Below are 21,131 nucleotides of genomic sequence, written 5' to 3'. Positions count from 1 at the left end.
TTCCAGCCGCATTTGGGGGAAAACACCTCTAATCAGAGAGCAGGGCGGCCATATCCCCTGGCATCGGGCGGGAGAAGGACAGAAGGCGGCCAGTCAGGGGGTGAAGGAAGGAGAGCTCCGCCGAATGAAGGGCCGGGCGAGAGATCAGCGTCCGGTCTTCCCTCCCATACAGGAAGTCCCCGGTAAGGGGGTGGCCGAGATAGGCCATGTGGACCCGAATCTGGTGGGTTCGGCCGGTATCCAGCTCCAGGCGGAGGAGGGAGCGGCCACTGTGGGCGGACAGCACTCGATAGCGCGTGCGGGCCGGCTTGCCGTCTGGGCGGACCATCTGCTCCACCAGAGACCCGTCCTTCGGCCCCAGAGGGGCGCTGATGAGGCCGGAGGGGGGCTCCGGCCTGCCTTCACAGACCGCCAGATAGGTCCGTCGGAATCCCTCTGCGTGGAGTTGGCGTTTCAGAATCTCCTGGGCATGAGGGTGTTTGGCCGCCACCAGCAGGCCGGAGGTGCCACGGTCCAGCCGATGGACCGGGTGAAAGTCCGCAGAATCTCCCTCCAAATCGTAATGCCAGAGTAAAAAATTACCCAGAGTATCATTATAATGCCCCGGACCGGGATGGACGGGGACACCGGGGGCCTTATTCACTACTATCAGGTCTTCATCCTCGTAGACGAGGTCCAAGGGGCCGGGGGCCGGGACAATGCCGCTGCGCCGCTCCAGGTCATCCAGCCGGACGGAGAGAAGCTGGCCCACCTGGGGGCGGGCATCAGTTTGAACCCGCTGTCCATCCAGAAGAATGCCGTCCGGCCACCACTTAATCCGGCGGACCACCGTGCCCGACAGTCCCAGCCGCTTTTTTAAAATAGTGTCCACTTTGCTCCCCTCCAGCTCCGGGGAAATGGACAACTCCAACCGGCGGCTCACAGCTTTTTGGTCCAGCGGTTCACATTGACCATGTAGAACACACAGTGGAGGGTGATGACGACCGCCACTAGAGCGGTGGGAAATCCGCTGCCCAGCACCAACGTAAGAAAAAATACCGCCCACAGAAGATATAACGTCCAGTACCAGCTGGAATAGGCCGCCTTTTCCCGGATGGATACGTTGCGTTCGTCACGCTCCGCTCGCTCAAACTCCTTCCGCTCCTCCGGGGTCCAGGTCCGGTCAAAGTGGGCCATGAGGAGCCGGCTGCCGGAGAGACCGCCCAAAGCTCCGGCCAGGCCAAAGCACAGCCCACTGATAGGGGCCGTGAGGCGGTCCCCCAAAATAACCGCCGCTACGCCAAGTCCAACGGCGATCCCCAGACCGATCCCAGGGAAAAAATTTTTTGGTGGAAATTTTTTCATGGCTCATCCTCCTCAAACAAAAAGACTTCCTCGATGGTCAACCCAAAGTATTTGGAAATGCGGTGGGCCAGGAGAAGCGAGGCATTGTACCGGCCGTTCTCCAGGGAAATAATGGTCTGACGGGTGACGTCCACCTCGTCCGCCAGCTCCGCCTGAGAGATACGGCGCTCCTTCCGGAGCTCCGCGATGCGGTTGGTCACCCAGACACCTCCTTTCGAGATGTAAAGCGCACTTTACAACAAAAAGTATAGCACACTTAACATTTTGTGTCAAGCTGACTTTACTATTTAGAAAAAATTTTCATTTTTGGTCCTGCATGGACGGGAAGATACAACTTTTGGGGCGGGAGGGCAGAGGGTGAGGAGGGATAGGGTGGCAAAGAAAAAGCTCCCTGGGAGGGAGGATATTTTAGAACGGATGTGGAAGCTGGCTAACGCCAGGGTGGAGGACGCGGTACGGCTGGCCTGCTGGCCGGAGGAGGAGCCGGGGCGGCTGGAGAAGTTGGAGCTGGACGGACTCACCGAATTTAAGCGGGGGGCGAATGGGGTCATTGAGCTGAAGTTTACCGACCGGGCCAGATTGCTGGAGCTGCTGCTGGACGCGGCGGAACACAGCGGTCAGGAACAGGTGGATCGGTTCCTCCAGGCTATGGAGGGGCAGGAGTGAGAGAGCTGGTATTTTCCCCAAAACAACGGCGGGTGCTGACCTGGTGGCGGCCAGGATCTCCGGACCGGGACAGGCAAGCTATTCTTTGCGACGGGGCAGTACGAAGCGGCAAGACACTGTGTACTGGCCTGTCCTTTTTTTGCTGGGCCATGGTGTCCTTTCACCGGAAGAACTTTGCCCTGTGTGGCAAGACCATCCAGTCCATAGGCCGCAATCTGCTGGAGGAACTGCTGCCTCTGCTGGATGATATGGGATTCCGGTGCGAGAAAAGGACGTCCAAAAACCTGCTCACCGTCCGACTGGGGGGACGGGTCAACACCTTTTATCTGTTTGGAGGGCGGGACGAGGGTTCAGCGGCTTTGATCCAGGGGGTTACGCTGGCGGGAGCCCTGCTAGATGAGGTGGCGCTCATGCCTCGGTCCTTTGTGGAGCAGGCTGTGGCCCGGTGCTCGGTGGCGGGCAGCAGACTGTGGTTCTCCTGCAACCCGGAGTCTCCAGCCCACTGGTTTTATCAGGAGTGGGTACGAAAGGCGGAGGAGAAGAAAGTCCTGCGCCTCCCTTTTTCTATGGAGGACAATCCTGGGCTGACCCCTGAGGTACGTGAGAGATACCGTACCATGTTTCAGGGGACCTTTTACCGGCGGTTCGTTCTGGGAGAGTGGGTAGCCGCCGAAGGGCTGGTCTACGACTTTCTGGACGAGAGCTTTTGGAAAGAGCCCCCGGAGAACGGATTGGAGCGGTGGCACATCTCTGTGGACTATGGAACGGCCAACCCCACCTCTATGGGGTTGTGGGGACAGCGAGATGGAATCTGGTATCGGGTAAAGGAGTATTACTACAACTCAAGAGAGGAACACCGGCAAAAGACCGACGAGGAGTACGCCGACGACCTAGCGGCTCTGGCGGGTGGACGGTCCATCCAGGGCGTAGTGGTAGACCCGGCTGCGGCCAGCTTCCTGGAAACTCTGCGCCGCAGGGGATGGCGGGTGCTGCCGGCTGACAACCGGGTCCTATCAGGTATTCGTCTCACCGCCAGGCTGCTAAAGGCTGGAAAGCTAGTCGTCTGCGCGGGATGCACGGCCGCCATCCGGGAGTTTTCCCTTTACCACTGGGACCCGGACTGCCAGGGGCGGGACCAGGTAAAAAAGGAGCACGACCACGCTATGGACGAAATCCGGTATTTCGCTGCCACGGTAGCCGCCCGAGAGGAGAGCCGAGGCGGTCTCTACGCCGGAGTGGTAGAGCGGAGCGGGTTTTAAAGACATAGTTCTCCCTTATTTTTGCGGCGGGAGATCAGACCCTGATTACCAATAGAGGCTGGTACTCTCAGATAATCCATAGAAAGGAGCAAACAGCATGAAATGGTGGGAACGAAAGCGGCGGGAGCCTCCCGCCCCGGTGGTCCAGGTACGTCAGGGAAAGGGACAGCCCTTCGGGGCGCTGGACCGTTATGTGCCCCTGAGCTCCGGTGAGGTGGAGCTGTACCGGGCAATCCGGGAGGGGGTCCCCCTAGTGGACGCCGCCATCTGGAAGCTGGTACGGCTGTGTGGCGGGACGACTCCCCGGTGTGGAGACGGCAGGGCTCAGGCGGGTCTGGATCGCTTTTGGCGAACTGTGGACACGGGCTGGGGGCAGCGGGGCGTCCAATCCTTCTTGGACCGGTATCTGGACGACCTGTTCACCTGCGGCCACGGTCTGGGGGAGATGGTGCTGTCCGGCGACGGCAGGGATATCGCCGCCCTGCTCTGTGCCGATCCAGAGCAGGTAGAGGCGCGGCTGGGGGACAGCCCCATGGACTTCCTCCTGTGCCGAAGAGAGGCGGGGGCAGTCCGGGAGCTGCCGTGGCAGGAGCTGCTCCTGTTTACACCATTCCAGCCCACAGGAGACGCCCCCTGCGGGGTATCCCTGCTGCGCTCCATGCCCTTTCTGGCAGGCATCCTGCTGAAGATTTTTCAGGCCACCGGCCAGAACTGGGAGCGGGCAGGTAACCTCCGCTTTGCGGTGGTATGCAGGCCGGGCCAGGGCGAGGAGCCCTTTGCCCAGGAGCGGTGCGGCCAGATCGTCCAGGAGTGGTCCTCCGCCATGGCCGCCGGCCGGGAGGGTCAGGTGCGTGACTTTGTAGCGGTGGGGGACGTGGACATCAAGGTCATCGGGGCGGACAGTCCGGTGCTGGACAGCCAAGTACCCGTGCGGCAGATTCTGGAACAATTAGTGGCCCGGACAGGCATCCCGCCCTTCATGCTGGGCCTGTCCTGGTCGGCCACGGAGCGGATGAGCGCCCAGCAGGCCGACCTGCTGACCAGTGAGATCACAGCCATCCGCCGGACGGTGGAGCCGGCCCTGCTCCGTGTGGCGGAGCTGTGGCTGCGGCTCCACGGCTTTGACGACCGGGTGGAGCTGGAGTGGGAGGACATCGACCTGCAGGATATGGTGGAAGAAGCTCGGGCCGAGCTGTACCGGGCCCAAGCGGACAAGTTGAGGGAGGAAATGGCATGAAGATCATAAAAGAGAGCCAGGGGGGGCAGGGAACAGAGGTGAGTTCGGAGGACCTGGCCCTGATCAACCAGCTGGCCCGCAAAGAGCTGACGGCGGAGGAGGTGTACACCTTTTCCGTTCGACTGTGTGACGACCAGGTGGACCGGGACTTTGAGCGGTTTTCTCCACAGACTTTGGAGGAGCTGGCCGGACTGTTTGTGGGCAAGAGCGGAATTTTTGACCACCAGTGGTCCGCCCGGGGGCAGTCGGCCCGGATCTATAAGACGGAGGTGATCCGGGAGCCGGAAAAAATCACTCTGGCCGGGGACGGTTACTGCTGGCTGAAGGGCTACGCCTACATGGTGCGGACCGAGAGCGGCCGGGACCTGATCGCGGAGATCGAAGGGGGGATCAAGCGGGAGGTCAGCGTGGGCTGCGCCGTGGAGCGGGCGGTGTGTTCCATCTGCGGCGGGGACCTGCGGACTGGGGACTGCGGCCACCGGAAGGGCCAGGAATACGGCGGAAGGCTTTGTTTCGCCAGTCTGGAAGGGGCGAGCGACGCCTATGAGTTTTCCTTCGTAGCGGTACCCGCCCAGCCCCTGGCCGGGGTGGTCAAAGGGGCGGGGCGGCATACCAGCCTGAAGGAGCTGGTCCGTCAGGCCCCCGGCTGTGCCCTGGAGCTGGAGCGGCTGGAGGAGGAGGCTGAAACAGGGCGGCGCTATCTCTCCCGGCTACGGGAGGAGGTAGTCCGGCTTGGCATGCTAGCCCAGATAGGACTGGACCGGGACACCTTAAAAGGTGTGGCGGCCAAGCTGTCCTGGGAGGAGTTGCTGGCGATGGAAGATGGCTGCCGTCGCCGGGCGGCGGAGCGGTATCCGCTGCTCCCCCAGCTCCAATATCAGCAGGACCAGGCCCCAGAGCGGGACAGGGACAGGGCGTTTTTGATCTGAGGACAGCGGCGGGGGATTTGCCCCGCCCTGCCAAATAAACAGAGGAGGACATGAGGATGAGCAAATTTTCCTTTGAAGAGATGGGAGCGGTGACGGTCAGCTTTGCCGCCGACACCGGCATGAAGGGCGGCCAGGTGGTCAAGGTGACAGAGGATGGCACAGTTGGTCCCTGCGCGGATGGGGACGCCTTCTGCGGCGTGGCTCTGGAGCCCAGAAATGGGGCGGCGGCCGTCCAGGTGAAGGGCTTTACAAAAGTGTCCCGCACTGGGCAGCTGAACCTGGGCTGGGTGGAGCTGGTGGCGGACGGGCAGGGAGGCGTAAAGGCGGCCGAAGCCCCTTCGGTGACTGTGGAAAGCGGAGCGGTCACACTGCCCTCCCCCGCCGGGGTCAGGGCCCTGGTGGTCAGCACGGCAGAGGACGGCACTGCTGTCCTCTGCCTGTAATTTGGAAAGGAGCGTGTGAGCATGGCGTTTTGTTACGATAATCTGAAGCTGGACAAGGGGATGTATCAGGAGGCGGGCAGTACCTTCACCCAGGTGCTAGAGCGCCAGGACCCCAGCGACCAGTACAAGGGAACCAGCCTGGAGGGGCTGGACGCTTTCCAGCGGCAGCTCAAGCGGTTTGATATCCGGGTAAAGGGAGCTGGCAGCGACGTAGTGGAAAAGTTTTTCCGAACCGCCGATTCCGCCGTCCTCTTTCCAGAGTACATCGCCCGGTCGGTCCGGCAGGGTATGGAGGAGAGCGACATTCTCCCCCACATCACCGCCGCTGTGACCCGTTTTGACGGCATGGACTACCGCTCCATCACTGCCGAGGCGGGAGGGGACAGTAAGGAGCTGCGCCACGTGGAGGAGGGCGCCTCCATCCCCGCCACCACAGTGCAGGTCCAGTCCAACCTGGTCCGGCTCCACAAGAGAGGACGGATGCTGGTAGCCAGCTATGAGGCGGTGCGCTATCAAAAGTTGGACCTGTTCTCGGTCACTCTGCGTCAGATGGGGGCCCACATCGCCCGGACACTGTTGGCCGACGGCGTGGAAGTGCTTATCCATGGGGACGGCAACGACAATGGGGCCGAGGCGGACCAGGTTAAGTCAACCGGCACTCTGACGTATGAGGACCTGGTGGACTTCTGGGCCAAATTTGACCCCTATGAGATGAACGCCCTGTTAGTGTCCGGGGATGTTATGGTCAAGCTGCTCAAGCTGACGGAGTTCCAGAACCCTCTTACCGGCCTGAATTTCCAGGGGACGGGCAAGCTGACCACCCCCCTGGGCGCCCAGCTGCTGCGTACCTCGGTCCTGCCTAGCGGCACCGCTATCGGGCTGGACAAGCGATTTGCCCTGGAGATGGTCCAGGGGAGCGACGTAATGGTGGAGTATGACAAACTTATCGACCGGCAGCTAGAGCGGGCCGCCATCACCACGATCTGCGGCTTCGCCAAGATCTTCCAGGGAGCCAGCCGGGTACTGGAGGTGTGACATGACGGAGGAGATCATGGCTCTGTGCCGAGCCATGGGAGCCACCGAGGACCAGGAGGGGCTGTTGCTCCCCTTGGCTCAGGCCAGTGCGCAGGCTTTGGAGCGGCGGCTGAAGCCGGGGACCTCCCCCGGCTTGTGTGGTCCCGCCTTCCCTCTGGCTGCCGCCATGCTGGCTATGGATGGGCTGGAGCGGGCCGTGGGAAGTGGCCGAGTGTCCTCCTTCACCGCCGGAGAAGTGTCCATCCGTATGGGGGGAACGGCCGGAGAGGGCGGCCTGACCGCTACGGCGGAACGGCTGCTGGCCCCCTGGCTGGGAGAGACCGGCTTTGCCTTTCGGGGGGTGCGGGGATGATGGAGCGGGAGTGGCGCTCCCTTCTGGCCATGTACGGCCAGGAGGTGACACTGCGCTTGGAAGGGATGGAGGACCGGCCTCTGCGGGCTTTCCTCCAGCCAGTGCTGGACCGGGAGAGGGAGCAACGCCTCCCTTCTCCCCTGGGCCAGCGTCCGGAGGACCGGTATCTATATCTAGGACCTGCCGACATCCCGCTGGAGGCAGGGCGGAGCCAAGTGGAGTGGAAGGACCGGGCCTTTGAGGTGCAGTCGGCCCATCTGGTGGGGGACAGCCACTGGTGGGCCCTGCTGCGGCCCAGGGACAGGGAGGCAACATGAGCGGAGGACTGGAAAACATCCGGGAACAGATGGTGGATTACCTGAAAGAGCGGGGAGTTCAGGCGTTCGCCGCCTGGCCCGCCGGGGAGCGCCCAGTTCAAGAAGGAGCACTGGTCGTGGTGTCCCTCCGGGGATGTCAGGCCGGTCCCGCCGGCTTTCAGCACTACCTGGGAGAGCGGTATGACGAGAGGACCGGCCTGTGGCAGGAGCTGTACGGCCGAAAGGCCGCCCTGACATTTGGACTGGACTTGTACGCCCCTCGGGGACAGGGGGATGTGGGCATTCAGACGGCCTTTGACCAGGTGGTCCAGGCTTTCGCACAGGGCGCTCCCCAGGGGCTGGCCGTTCAGGAGGTGGCCTGCGGAGAGACAGTCTACGACGGTCAGGCCAAGCGGATGAAGCGGCCCGCCCAGGTGGTATGCCAGGCCTATCTCTACGCCGCGGCCCAGCCCGGAGGGCTCTTTACCGACTTTGAACTGAGAGGTGGAATCAAACCATGAGCATAACAGTACATGAGCGTCCGGGGGTCTACTCCTCCTACGATGCCTCATCCCTGGTCAGCGGCCGGGGAAGCGGACGGCTGGTGGGACTGGCGGCAGTCAATACCGTAGCCGCTCCCGGAGAGACGCATATTATCACCAGCTATGACAGGGCGGTGGCCGCCTTTGGCTCGGAAGGGGCGGAGGGCATGGCGGAGCTGATTCGGCTAGCCCTGAAAAACGGAGCCTCCGGTGTGGCCGCTGTGGCGACAGCGGACGAGGCGGGCTATAAGGCCGCCTTCGCGCAGCTGTCAGAGGTGGAGGATATCGCCGTAGTCCTCTGTGACAGCACCGACACAGAGATACAGAAGCTGCTGCTGGACAGCGTGAAAGCGGCCTCGGCGGACCGCCGGGAGCGCCTTGCCCTGTTGGCTGGAGCCAAGGGGGAGAGTGTGGACGACCTGATCGACCGAGCAAAGGGACTGAACTCGGAGCGGGCGGTCCTGGTGGCCCCCGGTGGATTGGACCAGGAGGGAGAGGACATTTCCGGGCTGACCGTGGCGGCGGCGGTGGCTGGAGCCCTGGCGGGGGAATCGGATCCGGCAGTCCCTCTGGGCGGAGCGGAACTGCTTGGACTGTACGGCCTGGAGGGCCGCTATGGAGAAAAGGACCTGGACCGGCTTATCCTGGGGGGCGTTACCCCGGTAGAGCAGGTAGGCGGCACAGTCAGCGTGGTACGGGGTGTGACCACCCGGACTGCCACTGGGGCTGCGGCGGACCCCACCTGGCGGGACCTGGCCACCATTCGGGTGGTGGACGACGTAATCCCATCCCTGCGCCAAGCGCTGGCGGCCAAGTTTCGAAGAGCCAAAAACACACCCCAGAGCCGCGGCGCGATCCGAGCCCAGGTAGTGCTGGAGTTGGAGCAAAAGCTGTCCAGGGAGATTATCACCGGCTATGAGGATGTGGCGGTGAGCGCTGACCCTGAGGAGCCCACCCGATGCCTAGTGGACTTCTCCTTTACAGTGGCCCACGGTCTCAACCAGATTTGGCTGACCGCCCACATCACGGTATAATGGCCCCGCTGAAAAAAGACTGGGGCACAAGAGCGAGAAGGGGGTATTGATATGAGTATCGCTGGCTTTCCCACCAGCAGTGACATCTATCTGGAAGTGGATGGCACCCGGGTCGCGGTAGTCCAGAGCTACACCGCACGGGCTACCAAATCCAGCACCGCCGTGGAGGCCTTTGGGGAATCGGAGCCGGTGGCCACCGTCCCCGGACAAGCCACCCACGTGGTGGAGCTGACTCGGCTGTACGCCACGGATGAGGCCGTCCGGGACGGCATTGACTTTTACAAGCTGTCCGGTTTCTCCCTGGTGATCTGTAAGCCGGATAAAAAAATCATCTACTCCGACTGCCAGTGGAGCGCCATTCAGGAGAGCGCCACTCTAGGCTCCATGGTGTTGGAGAAGGTAACCCTGGTAGCCTCCCGGCGCATCGAAACGGGGGTATAGGGGTGGACAGTTCTATTTTGGCACGGCAGGACTGCGTCCACCTAGATAACGGGATGGATTTGCGGCTATTGTCCGCTCTGGAGGTGCTCCAGGCCAGACGGGAGGCCGGGGAGCTGGCCTGTGAGGACCGGGAGCGGGCCCTGTGCTCCAACGCCTGCCTGCTGGCCAGGGCCCTGGAGCGGACAGAGAACCACACCCCCGTCTTTCCAGATGGGCAGAGCGTGTTGGCCGGACTGACGGTGGAGGAAATTGGGGCGCTGGCCGCCCGGTGGGCCCAGCTGCGCCGCCGATCCGATCCTGGACTGGATGTGAGCCAAACGGAGTTGGAGGAACTAAAAAAAAACTTCGCGGGGCCCCCGCTGAACGACTCCGATGGCGGGTGCTGAAGGAATTTCACGCCCTGCCCACCGAGGAGCGGGCCAGGGAGATGAAGGGAAGGGACTATCTCTGGTGCCTAGTCCATACTCTGCTGGACCGGGAGGATGAGCTGGAGCGTTTTTGCCCAGAGTGCAGGAGCCGGGGAGCGGAGGAGCGCTGCCCTGTGTGCGGCCGGCCGGCCTCCAGCTGGGCGGAGGGGAGCGTAAACATCTCCTTTGACATGGAGAAATTTGAACAGGGAGCTGGGAAGCCATGACCGACTATTTGGAAGAAGGGCCCGGCCAGGGGGAGGCGCTGCTCCAAGCGCTGGAGGCGATGGTCCTGTGGATCCCGGTCCCGGACGGCCGGACGGCGGAGGCGGATGGGGGCACCTCCCTCCCTGCCACGGATCTTTGTATACAGGGCAGTTTCGTTTCCCCGGCGGATCGGCGGGAGCCGGACCGGGAGGACGCCCCAGGTTCTTCCACCGGGGCGGAGGCCCCGCTCATCAGAGGGGGAAGGGAGGATGGGGAGGACGCCCTCCCGCTGCTCTCCGTCCTCCTGGAGCGGGAACGGGCAGCGGCGGCCCTGAATGAAATCAGAACCGCCCAGGAGGCTTCCGGTATGCGCCGGTCCGGAGGAGGCCTAGAAGCTGGGCCTATCCCGCTCCACAGGCCATTTTCCCAAGTTGGCGGGCTGGGAATGGGCCCAGACAGCCGAAGACCGGAGCCGGACTGGGCGAGAGAGGCGGAGAGTTCCTCCGGGCCGTCCATTCGGCAGATGGACCAGGCCTTTCGCCGGGACAGCCGCCGCTATGACGGGGGCTTTTTCCTCTATTGAGCGGGCAGTCAGGCCCGCCGCCACAGAAGGAGGTATGCAGAATGGACCTGTCACCCATGCGTTACAAGAGCTACACCTGGCCCCACAACCCCAGGGTGTACTCCATCGACTATGAGAGAAAGATGGCCGTTCACAAGACACCCTTCGGCCTGTTCCGCCTCCAGGACCTGGGGCGGACCAACCGGATCATGGAGGGGGAGGGGGAATTTGTGGGCCCGGACGCATACAGCCAGTTTGGGCAGTTGGCCAATATGTTCTACAACGGCGGTCCGGGACTGCTGATCCACCCGCTGTGGCAGGCGGCCAACGCCTATTTCGTGTCTTTGCGGCTGGAACAAGAGCCCCGGCCTGACTTTGTGCGCTATTCCTTCACCTTTTGGGAGGACGACAGTTGGTACACCGGCCTGGCGGTCCGGCAGAACCAGGGCGGAGCGGGCGGCCAGACCGCCCAGGAGTGGGAGCCGTCCGCCGTCTACCACCGGGTGGTGTCGGGGGACACCCTGTGGGCGCTGGCGGGACAGTACGGCCTGTCCCTGGACGAGCTGGTAGCCCTCAATCCCCAGATCAAAAACCCGAATCTTATCCGGGTGGGCGAGGAGGTTCGAGTGCGGTGAGAGGCTATGTGACAGACTGGCGGGGCAGGGAGTGGCTGCTGCCCTATCCCACTCAGTGGGAGCTGGAGTATACTGCCGGGGTGCCCTGTGACAGCTTTACTTTTCGCTGTCCTTGGGAGATGGGGGGAGAGACCGCCCCTGGAGACTGGGTCCGCTTTTCCGCCCGGTACCAGGGAAAAGATATGTTCAACGGAGTGGTGGACGAGTGCCAGGTCACGCTGGACCAGGGAGGCTGCCAGCTGGAGATCAGCGGCCGGGGGCTGGCGGCCCTGCTGCTGGACAACGAGGCCATTGGGCAGGACTACGGCACCGCCACCCTGGCGGACATCCTCCGGGACCATGTGACGCCCTACGGCATCCAGACCGCTCCAGGGGCGGCGCTGCCCGCTGTAACCCGCTTCTCCGTGGCCACAGGAAGCAGTGAGTGGTCGGTGGTCTATGATTTCGCCCGCTATTACGGCGGCGTATGTCCCCGGTTTGACCGCCTGGGCCGTCTGGTCCTGTCTGGCTGGCAGGACAGCCAGGAGCGGCTCGTAGAGGATGGAACTCCGGTAACCACTCTGGTCCGCCGGGACCGGCGGTATGGGGTTCTATCCCGAGTGCTGGTCCGGGACCGGTGGTCCGGGGCGGTACAGCGGGTGGATAACGGGGATTTTCTGTCCCAGGGAGGCAGTGCTCGGAGAGTGCTGACTATGCCAGGCCGGAGCAACTATAAAACGATGCGGTACAACGGCCAGTTTCAGCTGGACCGGTCCGCCTCGGAACAGGAGCGGGTGGAACTGACCATCGCCCAGCCCTTCTGCGCCTGGCCTGGAGACCTGGTCTCCATCCGGCGGAGCAAGTGGGACTGGAACGGGCGATACCGGGTACTCCAGTCTGCCACAGGGATGGGTATGGAGGGCGCATGGACCAGGCTGGAACTGGCGCTCCCGGATTTTGTGGTCTGAGGTGATGGAATATGTGGACATCGGAGCGAGGCCGCCTGCCCCAGAGCCAGGAGCCGGCGGCAGAGGTAGGCGTAGTCACGCTGGGAGGAGATCCTGCCGCCGTGGAGTTAGGGGGAGAGCGGCGGTGGCTGCCGGTCTGCGCCCCAGGCGGCTATTCCTGGCAGCCCGGCGCCGGGGACAAGGTGCTGGTACTCAAGGCGGGCGTGGAACGGGAGAGCCCCTATATCCTGGGAAAGATCCAGGAGAATGTTGAGGAGGCGGGACCGATCCGTCTGTTCGGCCCAGGCAGCGCCCTTGGGCTGGACCAGGGCAGAGTGGAGCTGGAGGGGACGGTCTATCTCAACGGCCAGACTCTGGAGGCATATATCCAAAAAATTGTGGCCGAGATGCTGGGGTGAGGAGGAAGATATGGAACGAAAGCTGATTGAGGGGGACTATGTGCCCGACGGGGCGGGAGGACTGACCACCCTCACCGGCAGCGAGGAGGTACTGGCCCGGGCGTTGTACAGGCTCACCGCCCGGCGGGGCGGGCTGCCCTTTCTGCCTGAGCTGGGCAGCCGGCTCTACCAGGTGCCGCGGGAGAAGCCATCGGTCCGGCAGTCCTTGGCTGCCCGGTATGTGGCCCAGGCCTTAGAAGGAGAGCGGGAATTGAAGGTCAAAGACGTAGCCCTGGCACAGACAGGAGACAGAGCGGAGCTTCGGGTACAATTGGAATGGCAGGGTCAGCCGCTCTCCCTGGACCTGGAGCTGTCCCCCCGTGAAGCGGTGGAGGTGACATGGTGAAGACTGTGGAGGAGATCTATCAGGAGATGCTTTCCGCCTATGGAGAGAAGACAGGGGTGGCCCCGGCAGAGGGGTGTGATTTGTCCGCCCGCCTGTATGCCTGCGCCGCTCAGGTCTTTTCCCTTTATGTCCAGGCTGGCTGGGTGGCACGGCAGGCTTTTCCCCAGACGGCGGAGGGGGAGTATCTGGACCGCCACGCCCAGCTCCGGGGGCTGGAGCGGAAGGAGCCGGTGGCGGCGCGGGGCGTAGTCCGTTTTTCTGGCGAAATTTCAGAGAATACGGACCGGCCCATTCCAGTGGGGACGGTCTGTATGACAGCCGGCCTGATCCGCTTTGAAACGATCGAGGATGGTCTGCTAGCCGCTGGACAGGCCCACGTGGATGTCCCGGTCCAGGCTCTGGTCCCCGGCATTTCTGGGAATGTGGCAGCAGGAACCATCCTGTCCATGGCGGTAGCGCCCGCTGGAATATCCGCCTGCTCCAACCCGTCGCCCTGCCAAGGGGGAGTGGACCGGGAGGGGGATGAGCAGCTGCGTCAGCGGGTGCTGGATACCTTCCAGCGGCTGCCCAACGGGGCCAACGCCGCCTTTTATCAGCAGGGGGCCCTGTCCTTTGACCCGGTGGCGGCGGCAGTGGTAGTACCCAAGCCCAGGGGAACAGGGACGCTGGATGTGGTGGTGGCCACCCACCAGGGGCTTCCAGACCGGGACCTGTTGGATGAACTGGCCAAGTATTTTCAGCGCCGCCGAGAGATTGCTGTGGAGGTCCAGGTGCGGGCGCCCCAGACACAGGCTGTCCAGGTGGCCGTCCAGGTGGCGCCCCACTCCGAATACCGGGCGGAGCAGGTGTTGGAGGAAGTAGAAGATGCGGTCCGGGGCTGGTTTACCGGACAGCGCCTGGGGCATGATGTATTGCTGGCCCAGTTGGGCAGCCTGATCTACGGCTGTGATGGCGTGGCAAACTACGCCATCCTCTCCCCCACCGCTGACGTGGAGGTGGAGCAGGATGTGCTGCCCGTTCTGGATGCTCTAACTGTGGAGGAGATGCCATGAGCCACAGCCAATACCTCCGAGATCTGCTGCGTCCCCTGGGGATCTATGACCTAGAGGCACCCTTCAACGGCGGTGAGCTGGATGCCCAGGGGGAGGCTCTGGACAGGGCTATGGCCGCCCTGGAGGAGATCCAGCGGGAGAGCAGCCTGACCACGGCAGAGAGCTGGGGACTGGAACAGGTGGCCCGGCTGTTTCTCCGGCGGCCAGTAGCCACCCAGCCCCGCCCGTTGGCAGATGCCTTGGCTGCACTGCTGCGCATCGGCGGGGACAGCTTTACCCTCGAGGCGATCAACGACACCATCCTGGGCTGCGGCATCCCCGCCAAAGTGGAGGAGCTGGGGGCCGCCGCGGTGGCGGTGTCCTTCCCCGGAGTGGCGGGAGAGCCCCCTGGCTTCGGGGAGCTGAAGCGGATCATTGAGGACATCCTTCCCCCTCACCTAGATATTCAGTACCACTTCTGGTATTTAACCTGGGCGGAGTTGGAGGATAAGTTCTCCTGTTGGCGGGATATCGAGGACCGGGACCTGACCTGGTCTGGTCTGGAGACTTGTGTAATATAGAAAAGGGGCCCAACTCCTGGGAGTTGGGCCCCTTTTCTATATTCATCGGACTCGGTTTTTCAGCGGTTCTCCCGCCAGATAGCGCCGTAGGTTATCCTGGGCCATCTGGATACAAACGCGGCGGGTCAACTCCAGACGCATCCCTCCGGCCACATGGGGGGTGATGATTAGATTAGGAATATCCCACAGTGGGCTGTCGGTGGGAAGGGGTTCGGGCTCGGTCACGTCCAGGGCAGCACCCCATAGCCTGCCTCCCTTCATGGTCCGAGCCAGGGCCTCCTGGTCCAGCACAGAGCCCCGCCCGCTGCTGATGAGAATAGCGTCCTCCTTCATCAGGGACAGGCGGCCCTCATCCATAAGCCCGACAGTCTGAGCGCTGTGGGGCAGGACCAGCACCACCACGTCCGCCTGGGGCAGCAGGTCGTCCAAGTGGTCGATGGAAAATACCTCATCAAATCCGGCAATGGGGCCGTTCACTGTACGCTTCAAGCCGATGGTATGAGCCCCCAGCCCCCGGCACATCGCGGCGTAGGTAGCGCCGATGTTTCCAGCCCCTACCACCAGGACGTTGGCGCCAAAGATGGTCTTCATAGCCCCGTGGTCCTCCCAGCGGTGGTCCCTCTGGGCGTCCCGGTAGGTGGGCAGGCGGCGGCAGAGGGCCAGGGTGAAGGAAAGGATATGCTCGGCCACCGACTGGCGGTTGGAGCCGCTGGAGGAGGTGAAGATGACTCCGGAGGGCAGGATGCCCTCCCCCTCGTACTCGTCGGTGCCGGCCCACATGGTCTGGAACCATTTGAGGCGGGCCGCCCCCTTTATGTCCTTGGGCCTGGGCCAGCCCAGGATAACGGTAGCCTGGGCAATCTGCTCCGAGGTGAGCGTCCTTCGGCCAGCATAGACATGAACGGCATCTGGTGCGATGGCCTCAAACTCCGCCTTTTCTGCCTCTGTAACCGGAAGGAGGTTTAGGATATATTCAGACATAGTATTCTCTCCTTAGAGGGAAGATAAAACGATTTTAGAAGAATTACATTCATCATACCACACTCTGTCCCCCGCCGCAAGACGGGACAAAAGACATTCTTCGCCTTTACTCCCATCGTGTTCTATGATAAAATAATTTGTTAGAATATTCCGGAAAAGGGGGGACAGAGATGGCCGTCGGTCCGGATACACCCATTACCCAGTTAGCCGGCGTGGGAGAGGCGCGGGCGAAAAAGCTGGCCAAGCTGGGGCTGGCCCAGGCCGCCGACCTGTTGACCTACTATCCCAGGGACTATGAGGATCGGAGGAAGATATATGCTCTGCGGGAGGCCCCTGTGGGACAGCGGGTATGTGTGGCCGCCATGGCGGCGGAGCACCCGCGGAAGGCCCGCATCCGCCAGGGGCTGGAGCTGGTCCAGCTGAAGGTGGTGGACCACACCGGAGCCCTTCATCTCACCTTCTTTAACCAGGGATATGTAGAGAAAGCCCTCCGGGCCGGGGAAGAATATATCTTCTTCGGCACTGTCGAGGAGCAGGGCCGCCGCCGCGCCATGGTCAATCCCATCTTCGAGCGGGCGGACAGCCAGTCCTTTACCGGCCGCATCATGCCCATCTACCGGCTGACTGCGGGGATCTCCAATCACCTGATGGCCTCCCTGATACGGCAGGTCCTCCCGTGCGCCGACGGCCTGGCGGATACCCTGCCCCAGCGCATCCGCCAGGAGCAGGGGCTGGCCTCCACCCAATTTGCTGTCCAGAATATCCATTTCCCCGCTGACGAGGAGGCCCTGGAGCTGGCCCGGAAACGGCTCACCTTTGAGGAACTGTTTTATTTCTCCGTGGGGCTGTCTTTCCTGAAGGGGCGACGGGAGGGGGACTGTTCCGGCTGCTCCATCCTGCCCCGCCCTTTGGAGGAGTTTCGGGCCCTGCTCCCCTTTGAACTCACCCAGGCCCAGCGCCGGGTGATGGAAGAAATGGCCGACGACATGGCCGCAGGCCGCCCTATGAACCGGCTGGTCCAGGGGGATGTGGGCTCCGGGAAGACAGTGGTGGCCGCCTATGCGGCCTGGCTGACAGTGAAAAATGGTCACCAGGCCGCCCTGATGGCCCCCACAGAGGTACTGGCCGAGCAGCACGCCAAATCCCTGTCCAGCCTGCTCTCCCCGGCCGGAGTCCAAGTGGCTCTGCTCACCGGCTCCATGGGGGCGGCGGAGAAAAAACGGGTCCGGACAGCACTGGCTTCTGGTGACATCGACTTTGTGGTGGGTACCCACGCCCTGATCTCGGACGGGGTGGAGTTTCGGGACCTGGCGCTGATGGTGGCTGACGAGCAGCATCGGTTCGGCGTCGCTCAGAGAGCTGCGCTGGCAGCCAAAGGGGACAGGCCCCCCCATGTGCTGGTCATGTCCGCCACACCCATTCCCCGTACCCTCGCTCTGATCGTATATGGGGATCTGGACATATCTGTTATTGACCAGTTGCCGCCAGGACGGACTCCGGTGGAGACCTTTGTGGTTCGTGAGGATAAGCGCCAGCGGATGTATGGATTTGTCCGCAAGCAAGTCCAGGAAGGCCGGCAGGTCTATATCATCTGTCCGGCGGTAGAGGAGCGATCTGAAGAGGAGCTGGCCCTCGCCGCCCGTGAGGGAGCCTCGCCGCCCATGGACCTGAAGGCGGTAAAGACCTACGCTGTCCAGCTCCAGGAGCAGGTGTTCCCCAATCTGAAGGTGGACTTCCTTCACGGCAGGATGAAGTCCCGGGAAAAGGAGGCCGTGATGGCCGCCTTCCACCGAGGAGATACCCAGGTGCTGGTATCCACCACCGTAGTCGAGGTGGGGGTGGACGTGCCCAACGCCTCTCTCATCATTGTGGAGAATGCTGACCGCTTCGGCCTCAGTCAGCTCCACCAGCTGCGGGGCCGGGTGGGCCGCGGCAGGCACCAGTCCTACTGCGTCCTCATCACCGCTACCCGTAATCCGGAGTCCATGGCCCGGCTGCGGACGCTGGCCTCCACCACAGATGGGTTTAAGATCGCGGAGGAAGACCTGAAGGCCAGGGGGCCGGGCGACTTCTTCGGCAACCGGCAGCATGGCCTGCCCCAGATGAAGATTGCTGACCTGGCTGGGGATATGAGGCTGCTGAATCTGGCCCAGGAGGCGGCGAAGCAGCTGCTGGAGGAGGACCCGGAGCTGTCTGCTCCGGAGGACCGGCCTGTGCTGGAGCGGGTGCGGCAGCTCTTTGCCGCTACCCCTGATATTTTCAACTAGGAGAGATACTATGCTGACTTTTCGTAACATGACCATACAGGACCGGGACCTGGTCCTGCCCATGGTGGAGACCTTCTATCAATCGGACGCGGTGGATCACCCCGTGGAACGGGAGATCCTGGAGCGGTCCTTCCAGGCCGCTGTGGACCCCAGCGAACCCCTGCTCCGGGGAATCCTGGTGTACCAGGGCCAGGAGCCGGCAGGATATATTTATGTGACCCAGTGCTACTCCGCCGAGGTGGGGGGCAGGTGCGTTTTTATCGAGGAGATATTTTTAGCCGCCCCCTTCCGGGGACAGGGGTTAGGCAGGGAGATTATGGCCTGGCTGGAGCGGGAATACCCCGCTGCCCGGCGTTTCCGCCTGGAGGTGACCCAGATCAACCAGGGGGCTATCCGGTTATATGAGAAGAGCGGATACCAGTATCTGCGGTATGACCAGATGGTACTGGATAAGATCAAATAAAAGAGAAAGGGAGATAGAAATGAGCCACATAGAGCGAGTGAAAGAGGTGCGGGCCATTGTGGAGCCCCACTACAACTGCGGTCAGTCTATCCTGGTTCCCTTCTGTAAGGAGCTGGGCATGACTGAGGAGCAGGCCTATGCCCTGGGGGCCCACCTTGGGAAGGGAATGCGCCACGGCGGCACCTGCGGGGCCCTATCCGGCGCCCTGCTGGTGCTGGGTGCCATGGGATTTAGCGAGGAGGAGGCCGCAGCGTTTATCCAACAATTTCAGAAGCGCCGCGGGGACACCGCCTGCGGTGTGCTGATCAGCGGATTTTCTGATCCAGACAGCCAGGACCGCAAGGACTTCTGCAACGACCTGGTCCTGGAGACCGCTGCCGCTCTGGACCAATTGACTGCCCAGAAATGAACGATCAAACCACAGAGGGACGCCCATACAGGCGTCCCTCTGTGGTTTGATCTGGAAGGATGGATGAAAAAGGAATGTTAGGACGAAAGGACTTTCCCGACATTCGGAAGAGCGGCCACCGAATATCGTTAAATTTTTAACCCTTGTCCTGCAATTAATTTACCACTGGGCCCTGGAAATTGCCATCCCCAAATCCGTTATACTCAACATTACGAAAAGGTTATAATTTCTCCCGTTGCCCGCATCCAAAAACCGGAGTATAATCAGGGGGAGAAATCTTGCGCCAGGAGGTCTGCTTTGAAGGAATTGGAACAGCTTGTTATCCCGCTGCTGGTGTGGTACCGGGAAAACGCCAGGGTCCTGCCCTGGCGAAGTGATCCCACCCCCTACGGGGTCTGGATCTCAGAGATTATGCTCCAGCAGACCAGGGTGGCCGCGGTATTGGACTACTATCGCCGTTTTTTGGAGGCCGCCCCTGCTGTGGCCGACCTGGCCGCCATGCCGGAGGATCAGCTGATGAAGCTGTGGCAGGGACTGGGCTATTATAGCCGGGCCAGAAATTTACAAAAGGCCGCCCGCCAGATCATGGAGACTCATGGCGGGGTATTCCCAAATACTTATGAGGAAATCCGGGCCCTGTCCGGAGTTGGGGATTATACGGCAGGAGCCATCTCATCCATTGCCTTTCACCTGCCTGTACCCGCGGTGGACGGCAACGTACTGCGGGTGGCAGCCCGCGTTTGTGGAGATAGCAGCGACATTACCACGCCCGCCATGAAGAGGAAGGTGACACAGGCGCTGGCCCAAATCATTCCTCTGGAGGCACCGGGAGATTTTAACCAGGCCATGATGGAGCTGGGGGCCACGGTCTGTCTGCCCAACGGCGCGCCACTGTGCGAGCGGTGCCCCGCCGCCCCCTTCTGTCGTGCTTTTCAGGAGGGGAGGACAGGGGAGCTGCCCGTCAAAGCCGCAAAGAAGGCACGGAAGGTGGAGGTACGGACTGTCTATCTCCTGTTCTGCCAGGGCCGGGTGGCCCTTCGCCGCCGAGGGCCAAGAGGACTGTTGGCCGGATTGTGGGAATATCCCAACGAGCTGGCGGACGGCACGGACTGGCCAGCCTCCTGGGGCCTGGATACGGTGCCGTTGGAGCGGCTGGGCGCTGGAAAGCACATCTTTACCCACATCGAGTGGCATATGACCGCCATGGGTGGGGAGCTGGGCAGCGCCGATCTGCCGGAAGGCTGGGTTTGGGCCGACCGGCGGGAACTGCGGGATATCTACGCCATCCCCAATGCGTTTCAAAGCTTTGCCCAGGTCGTGGCTGACCAGTTGGGCCGGTTTTGAATTTGGGCGGAAGCTCAACCCTTGATTTTGAGAAAGAAGGCGTTCTATGCTCTGCACCCAATGCCCCCGGAGCTGCGGGGCGCTCCGTACAGACACACGGGGAGACGGACTGTGTCGGATGCCTGCTCTGCCGGTTTTGGCTCGGGCGGCTCTCCACCACTGGGAGGAGCCCCCGATCTCCGGCACCAGAGGATCGGGGACCATCTTTTTCTCCGGCTGCTCCCTGGGCTGTGTGTTCTGCCAAAATGAGAAAATCAGCCATCAAGATTTCGGAAAGCCGGTGACGATGGCCCGCCTGCGGGACATCTGTCAGGAGTTGGCGGACCAGGGGGCACACAATTTGAACTTTGTCAACCCCACCCACTACGCCCATACGCTGCGGGAGCTGCTGGAAAACTGGCGGCCGCCCATTCCCGTGGTTTGGAACTCCGGAGGGTATGACCAGGTGGATACACTCCGTTCCCTAGAGGGGTTGGTAAACATCTACCTGCCCGATTTGAAATATTTGGACAGCGGAGTGGCCGCCCGGTATTCCGGGGCGCCGGACTATCCCGAAGCAGCTGTCGCTGCCCTCCGGGAAATGGTAAGGCAGACGGGTCCCTGTCAATTTGACGGGGATGGCCTGCTGAAAAGTGGGACGATTATCCGCCACCTCATCCTGCCCGGTCAGGTGGGCGAAGCCAAGGCGGTTATGGACTGGATATCTGCGGAATTTGCGCCGGGGACGGTGCTTTTCTCGTTGATGAGCCAGTATACTCCCTGGGGGGATCTGGAACGCTATCCAGAGATCAGCCGTCGGCTACGGACCAGCGAGATGCGGGCAGCTCTGGAATATATGGAAAATCTAGGTCTGGCGGGCTTTACCCAGGAGCGAACCTCGGCTAAGGAAGAATACACCCCGCCCTTTGACCTGACGGGGATATGATAAGAGAAAGG

29 protein-coding genes are annotated in these 21,131 nt (G+C 62.3%); 25 read left to right on the top strand and 4 right to left on the bottom strand.

Going from position 1 to position 21,131, the window contains the following annotated elements:
* Positions 1–28 precede the first annotated feature (28 nt).
* The 3 genes from ACEVJK_RS12870 to ACEVJK_RS12860 are packed head-to-tail and all read right to left on the bottom strand — an operon-like array spanning position 29 to position 1,544.
* Positions 29–871 (bottom strand): RluA family pseudouridine synthase, encoded by an 843-nt coding sequence (locus ACEVJK_RS12870; protein WP_262669963.1) that lies wholly within the window; start codon positions 869–871, stop codon positions 29–31.
* Between the two features lie 47 nt (positions 872–918).
* Positions 919–1,344: a hypothetical protein gene (locus tag ACEVJK_RS12865; RefSeq protein WP_374740743.1), complete on the bottom strand. Its 426-nt coding sequence runs from the start codon at positions 1,342–1,344 to the stop codon at positions 919–921.
* The gene (locus ACEVJK_RS12860; RefSeq protein WP_147572340.1) at positions 1,341–1,544 is read right to left on the bottom strand and encodes a helix-turn-helix transcriptional regulator; all 204 of its coding nucleotides are present in this window, start codon (positions 1,542–1,544) and stop codon (positions 1,341–1,343) included. The genes ACEVJK_RS12865 and ACEVJK_RS12860 overlap by 4 nt, the downstream gene beginning before the upstream one ends.
* Positions 1,545–1,716: 172 nt before the next feature.
* On the opposite strand from ACEVJK_RS12860, the gene ACEVJK_RS12855 reads away from it, so the two are divergent.
* The 20 genes from ACEVJK_RS12855 (at position 1,717) to ACEVJK_RS12760 (ending at position 14,731) form a co-directional block, all read left to right on the top strand.
* Entirely contained in the window at positions 1,717–2,010 is a 294-nt protein-coding gene (locus tag ACEVJK_RS12855) for an XRE family transcriptional regulator (protein ID WP_147572341.1), read from the top strand.
* Positions 2,007–3,269: a PBSX family phage terminase large subunit gene (locus ACEVJK_RS12850; protein ID WP_374740742.1), complete on the top strand. Its 1,263-nt coding sequence runs from the start codon at positions 2,007–2,009 to the stop codon at positions 3,267–3,269. Before ACEVJK_RS12855 ends, ACEVJK_RS12850 begins: the two co-directional genes overlap by 4 nt.
* Positions 3,270–3,366: 97 nt before the next feature.
* Complete coding sequence (locus ACEVJK_RS12845; protein ID WP_374740741.1) at positions 3,367–4,506, top strand: serine/threonine protein phosphatase; 1,140 nt, start codon at positions 3,367–3,369, stop codon at positions 4,504–4,506.
* On the top strand, positions 4,503–5,435 hold the full coding sequence (locus ACEVJK_RS12840; protein ID WP_374740740.1) for a hypothetical protein: 933 nt from the start codon (positions 4,503–4,505) through the stop codon (positions 5,433–5,435). The genes ACEVJK_RS12845 and ACEVJK_RS12840 overlap by 4 nt, the downstream gene beginning before the upstream one ends.
* A 56-nt stretch (positions 5,436–5,491) precedes the next feature.
* Positions 5,492–5,878 (top strand): hypothetical protein, encoded by a 387-nt coding sequence (locus ACEVJK_RS12835; protein WP_240286553.1) that lies wholly within the window; start codon positions 5,492–5,494, stop codon positions 5,876–5,878.
* A 21-nt stretch (positions 5,879–5,899) separates the two neighbouring features.
* Positions 5,900–6,913, top strand: coding sequence for a phage major capsid protein (locus ACEVJK_RS12830; protein WP_186852870.1), 1,014 nt, complete (start codon positions 5,900–5,902; stop codon positions 6,911–6,913).
* A 1-nt stretch (position 6,914) separates the two neighbouring features.
* On the top strand, positions 6,915–7,265 hold the full coding sequence (locus tag ACEVJK_RS12825) for a hypothetical protein (protein WP_147572346.1): 351 nt from the start codon (positions 6,915–6,917) through the stop codon (positions 7,263–7,265).
* Entirely contained in the window at positions 7,262–7,582 is a 321-nt protein-coding gene (locus ACEVJK_RS12820) for a hypothetical protein (RefSeq protein ID WP_262669968.1), read from the top strand. The genes ACEVJK_RS12825 and ACEVJK_RS12820 overlap by 4 nt, the downstream gene beginning before the upstream one ends.
* Positions 7,579–8,082, top strand: coding sequence for a hypothetical protein (locus ACEVJK_RS12815; RefSeq protein WP_147572347.1), 504 nt, complete (start codon positions 7,579–7,581; stop codon positions 8,080–8,082). The genes ACEVJK_RS12820 and ACEVJK_RS12815 overlap by 4 nt, the downstream gene beginning before the upstream one ends.
* Positions 8,079–9,137: a phage tail sheath subtilisin-like domain-containing protein gene (locus tag ACEVJK_RS12810; RefSeq protein WP_240286551.1), complete on the top strand. Its 1,059-nt coding sequence runs from the start codon at positions 8,079–8,081 to the stop codon at positions 9,135–9,137. The genes ACEVJK_RS12815 and ACEVJK_RS12810 overlap by 4 nt, the downstream gene beginning before the upstream one ends.
* Positions 9,138–9,188: 51 nt before the next feature.
* On the top strand, positions 9,189–9,578 hold the full coding sequence (locus ACEVJK_RS12805) for a hypothetical protein (protein WP_147572349.1): 390 nt from the start codon (positions 9,189–9,191) through the stop codon (positions 9,576–9,578).
* A 2-nt stretch (positions 9,579–9,580) separates the two neighbouring features.
* Positions 9,581–9,964, top strand: coding sequence for a hypothetical protein (locus ACEVJK_RS12800; protein ID WP_374740739.1), 384 nt, complete (start codon positions 9,581–9,583; stop codon positions 9,962–9,964).
* Positions 9,958–10,212, top strand: coding sequence for an anaerobic ribonucleoside-triphosphate reductase (locus ACEVJK_RS12795; RefSeq protein ID WP_240286547.1), 255 nt, complete (start codon positions 9,958–9,960; stop codon positions 10,210–10,212). The genes ACEVJK_RS12800 and ACEVJK_RS12795 overlap by 7 nt, the downstream gene beginning before the upstream one ends.
* The gene (locus ACEVJK_RS12790) at positions 10,209–10,775 is read left to right on the top strand and encodes a hypothetical protein (RefSeq protein ID WP_374740738.1); all 567 of its coding nucleotides are present in this window, start codon (positions 10,209–10,211) and stop codon (positions 10,773–10,775) included. Before ACEVJK_RS12795 ends, ACEVJK_RS12790 begins: the two co-directional genes overlap by 4 nt.
* A gap of 41 nt (positions 10,776–10,816) precedes the next feature.
* Positions 10,817–11,389, top strand: a complete 573-nt coding sequence (locus ACEVJK_RS12785) for a LysM peptidoglycan-binding domain-containing protein (protein ID WP_240286545.1) — start codon at positions 10,817–10,819, stop codon at positions 11,387–11,389.
* Entirely contained in the window at positions 11,386–12,336 is a 951-nt protein-coding gene (locus tag ACEVJK_RS12780; protein WP_147572352.1) for a hypothetical protein, read from the top strand. Before ACEVJK_RS12785 ends, ACEVJK_RS12780 begins: the two co-directional genes overlap by 4 nt.
* An 11-nt stretch (positions 12,337–12,347) precedes the next feature.
* A complete protein-coding gene (locus ACEVJK_RS12775; RefSeq protein ID WP_147572353.1) occupies positions 12,348–12,734 on the top strand; it encodes a hypothetical protein in 387 nt (128 codons plus the stop codon).
* 10 nt (positions 12,735–12,744) lie between these two features.
* Positions 12,745–13,119 (top strand): hypothetical protein, encoded by a 375-nt coding sequence (locus ACEVJK_RS12770; RefSeq protein WP_147572354.1) that lies wholly within the window; start codon positions 12,745–12,747, stop codon positions 13,117–13,119.
* The gene (locus tag ACEVJK_RS12765) at positions 13,113–14,171 is read left to right on the top strand and encodes a baseplate J/gp47 family protein (RefSeq protein WP_374740737.1); all 1,059 of its coding nucleotides are present in this window, start codon (positions 13,113–13,115) and stop codon (positions 14,169–14,171) included. The genes ACEVJK_RS12770 and ACEVJK_RS12765 overlap by 7 nt, the downstream gene beginning before the upstream one ends.
* Positions 14,168–14,731, top strand: coding sequence for a DUF2313 domain-containing protein (locus ACEVJK_RS12760; protein ID WP_147572355.1), 564 nt, complete (start codon positions 14,168–14,170; stop codon positions 14,729–14,731). Before ACEVJK_RS12765 ends, ACEVJK_RS12760 begins: the two co-directional genes overlap by 4 nt.
* A gap of 42 nt (positions 14,732–14,773) precedes the next feature.
* Here ACEVJK_RS12760 and ACEVJK_RS12755 read toward each other — a convergent pair whose 3' ends face one another.
* Complete coding sequence (locus ACEVJK_RS12755; RefSeq protein ID WP_374740736.1) at positions 14,774–15,712, bottom strand: D-2-hydroxyacid dehydrogenase; 939 nt, start codon at positions 15,710–15,712, stop codon at positions 14,774–14,776.
* 170 nt (positions 15,713–15,882) lie between these two features.
* On the opposite strand from ACEVJK_RS12755, the gene recG reads away from it, so the two are divergent.
* The 5 genes from recG (at position 15,883) to ACEVJK_RS12730 (ending at position 21,120) form a co-directional block, all read left to right on the top strand.
* Entirely contained in the window at positions 15,883–17,979 is a 2,097-nt protein-coding gene (gene recG, locus ACEVJK_RS12750) for an ATP-dependent DNA helicase RecG (RefSeq protein WP_374740735.1), read from the top strand.
* Between the two features lie 10 nt (positions 17,980–17,989).
* Positions 17,990–18,442: a GNAT family N-acetyltransferase gene (locus tag ACEVJK_RS12745; RefSeq protein WP_186852863.1), complete on the top strand. Its 453-nt coding sequence runs from the start codon at positions 17,990–17,992 to the stop codon at positions 18,440–18,442.
* 19 nt (positions 18,443–18,461) lie between these two features.
* Complete coding sequence (locus tag ACEVJK_RS12740) at positions 18,462–18,851, top strand: C-GCAxxG-C-C family protein (RefSeq protein ID WP_240286535.1); 390 nt, start codon at positions 18,462–18,464, stop codon at positions 18,849–18,851.
* Positions 18,852–19,148: 297 nt separating this feature from the next.
* A complete protein-coding gene (gene mutY, locus ACEVJK_RS12735) occupies positions 19,149–20,195 on the top strand; it encodes an A/G-specific adenine glycosylase (protein WP_186852861.1) in 1,047 nt (348 codons plus the stop codon).
* A gap of 46 nt (positions 20,196–20,241) precedes the next feature.
* The gene (locus ACEVJK_RS12730; RefSeq protein WP_374740734.1) at positions 20,242–21,120 is read left to right on the top strand and encodes a 4Fe-4S cluster-binding domain-containing protein; all 879 of its coding nucleotides are present in this window, start codon (positions 20,242–20,244) and stop codon (positions 21,118–21,120) included.
* Positions 21,121–21,131 lie beyond the last annotated feature (11 nt).

It is taken from the genome of Flintibacter sp. P01028, from assembly GCF_041925235.1.
Lineage (GTDB): Bacteria > Bacillota > Clostridia > Oscillospirales > Oscillospiraceae > Lawsonibacter > Lawsonibacter aceti.
This window is presented reverse-complemented; position numbering and strand designations above follow the sequence as displayed.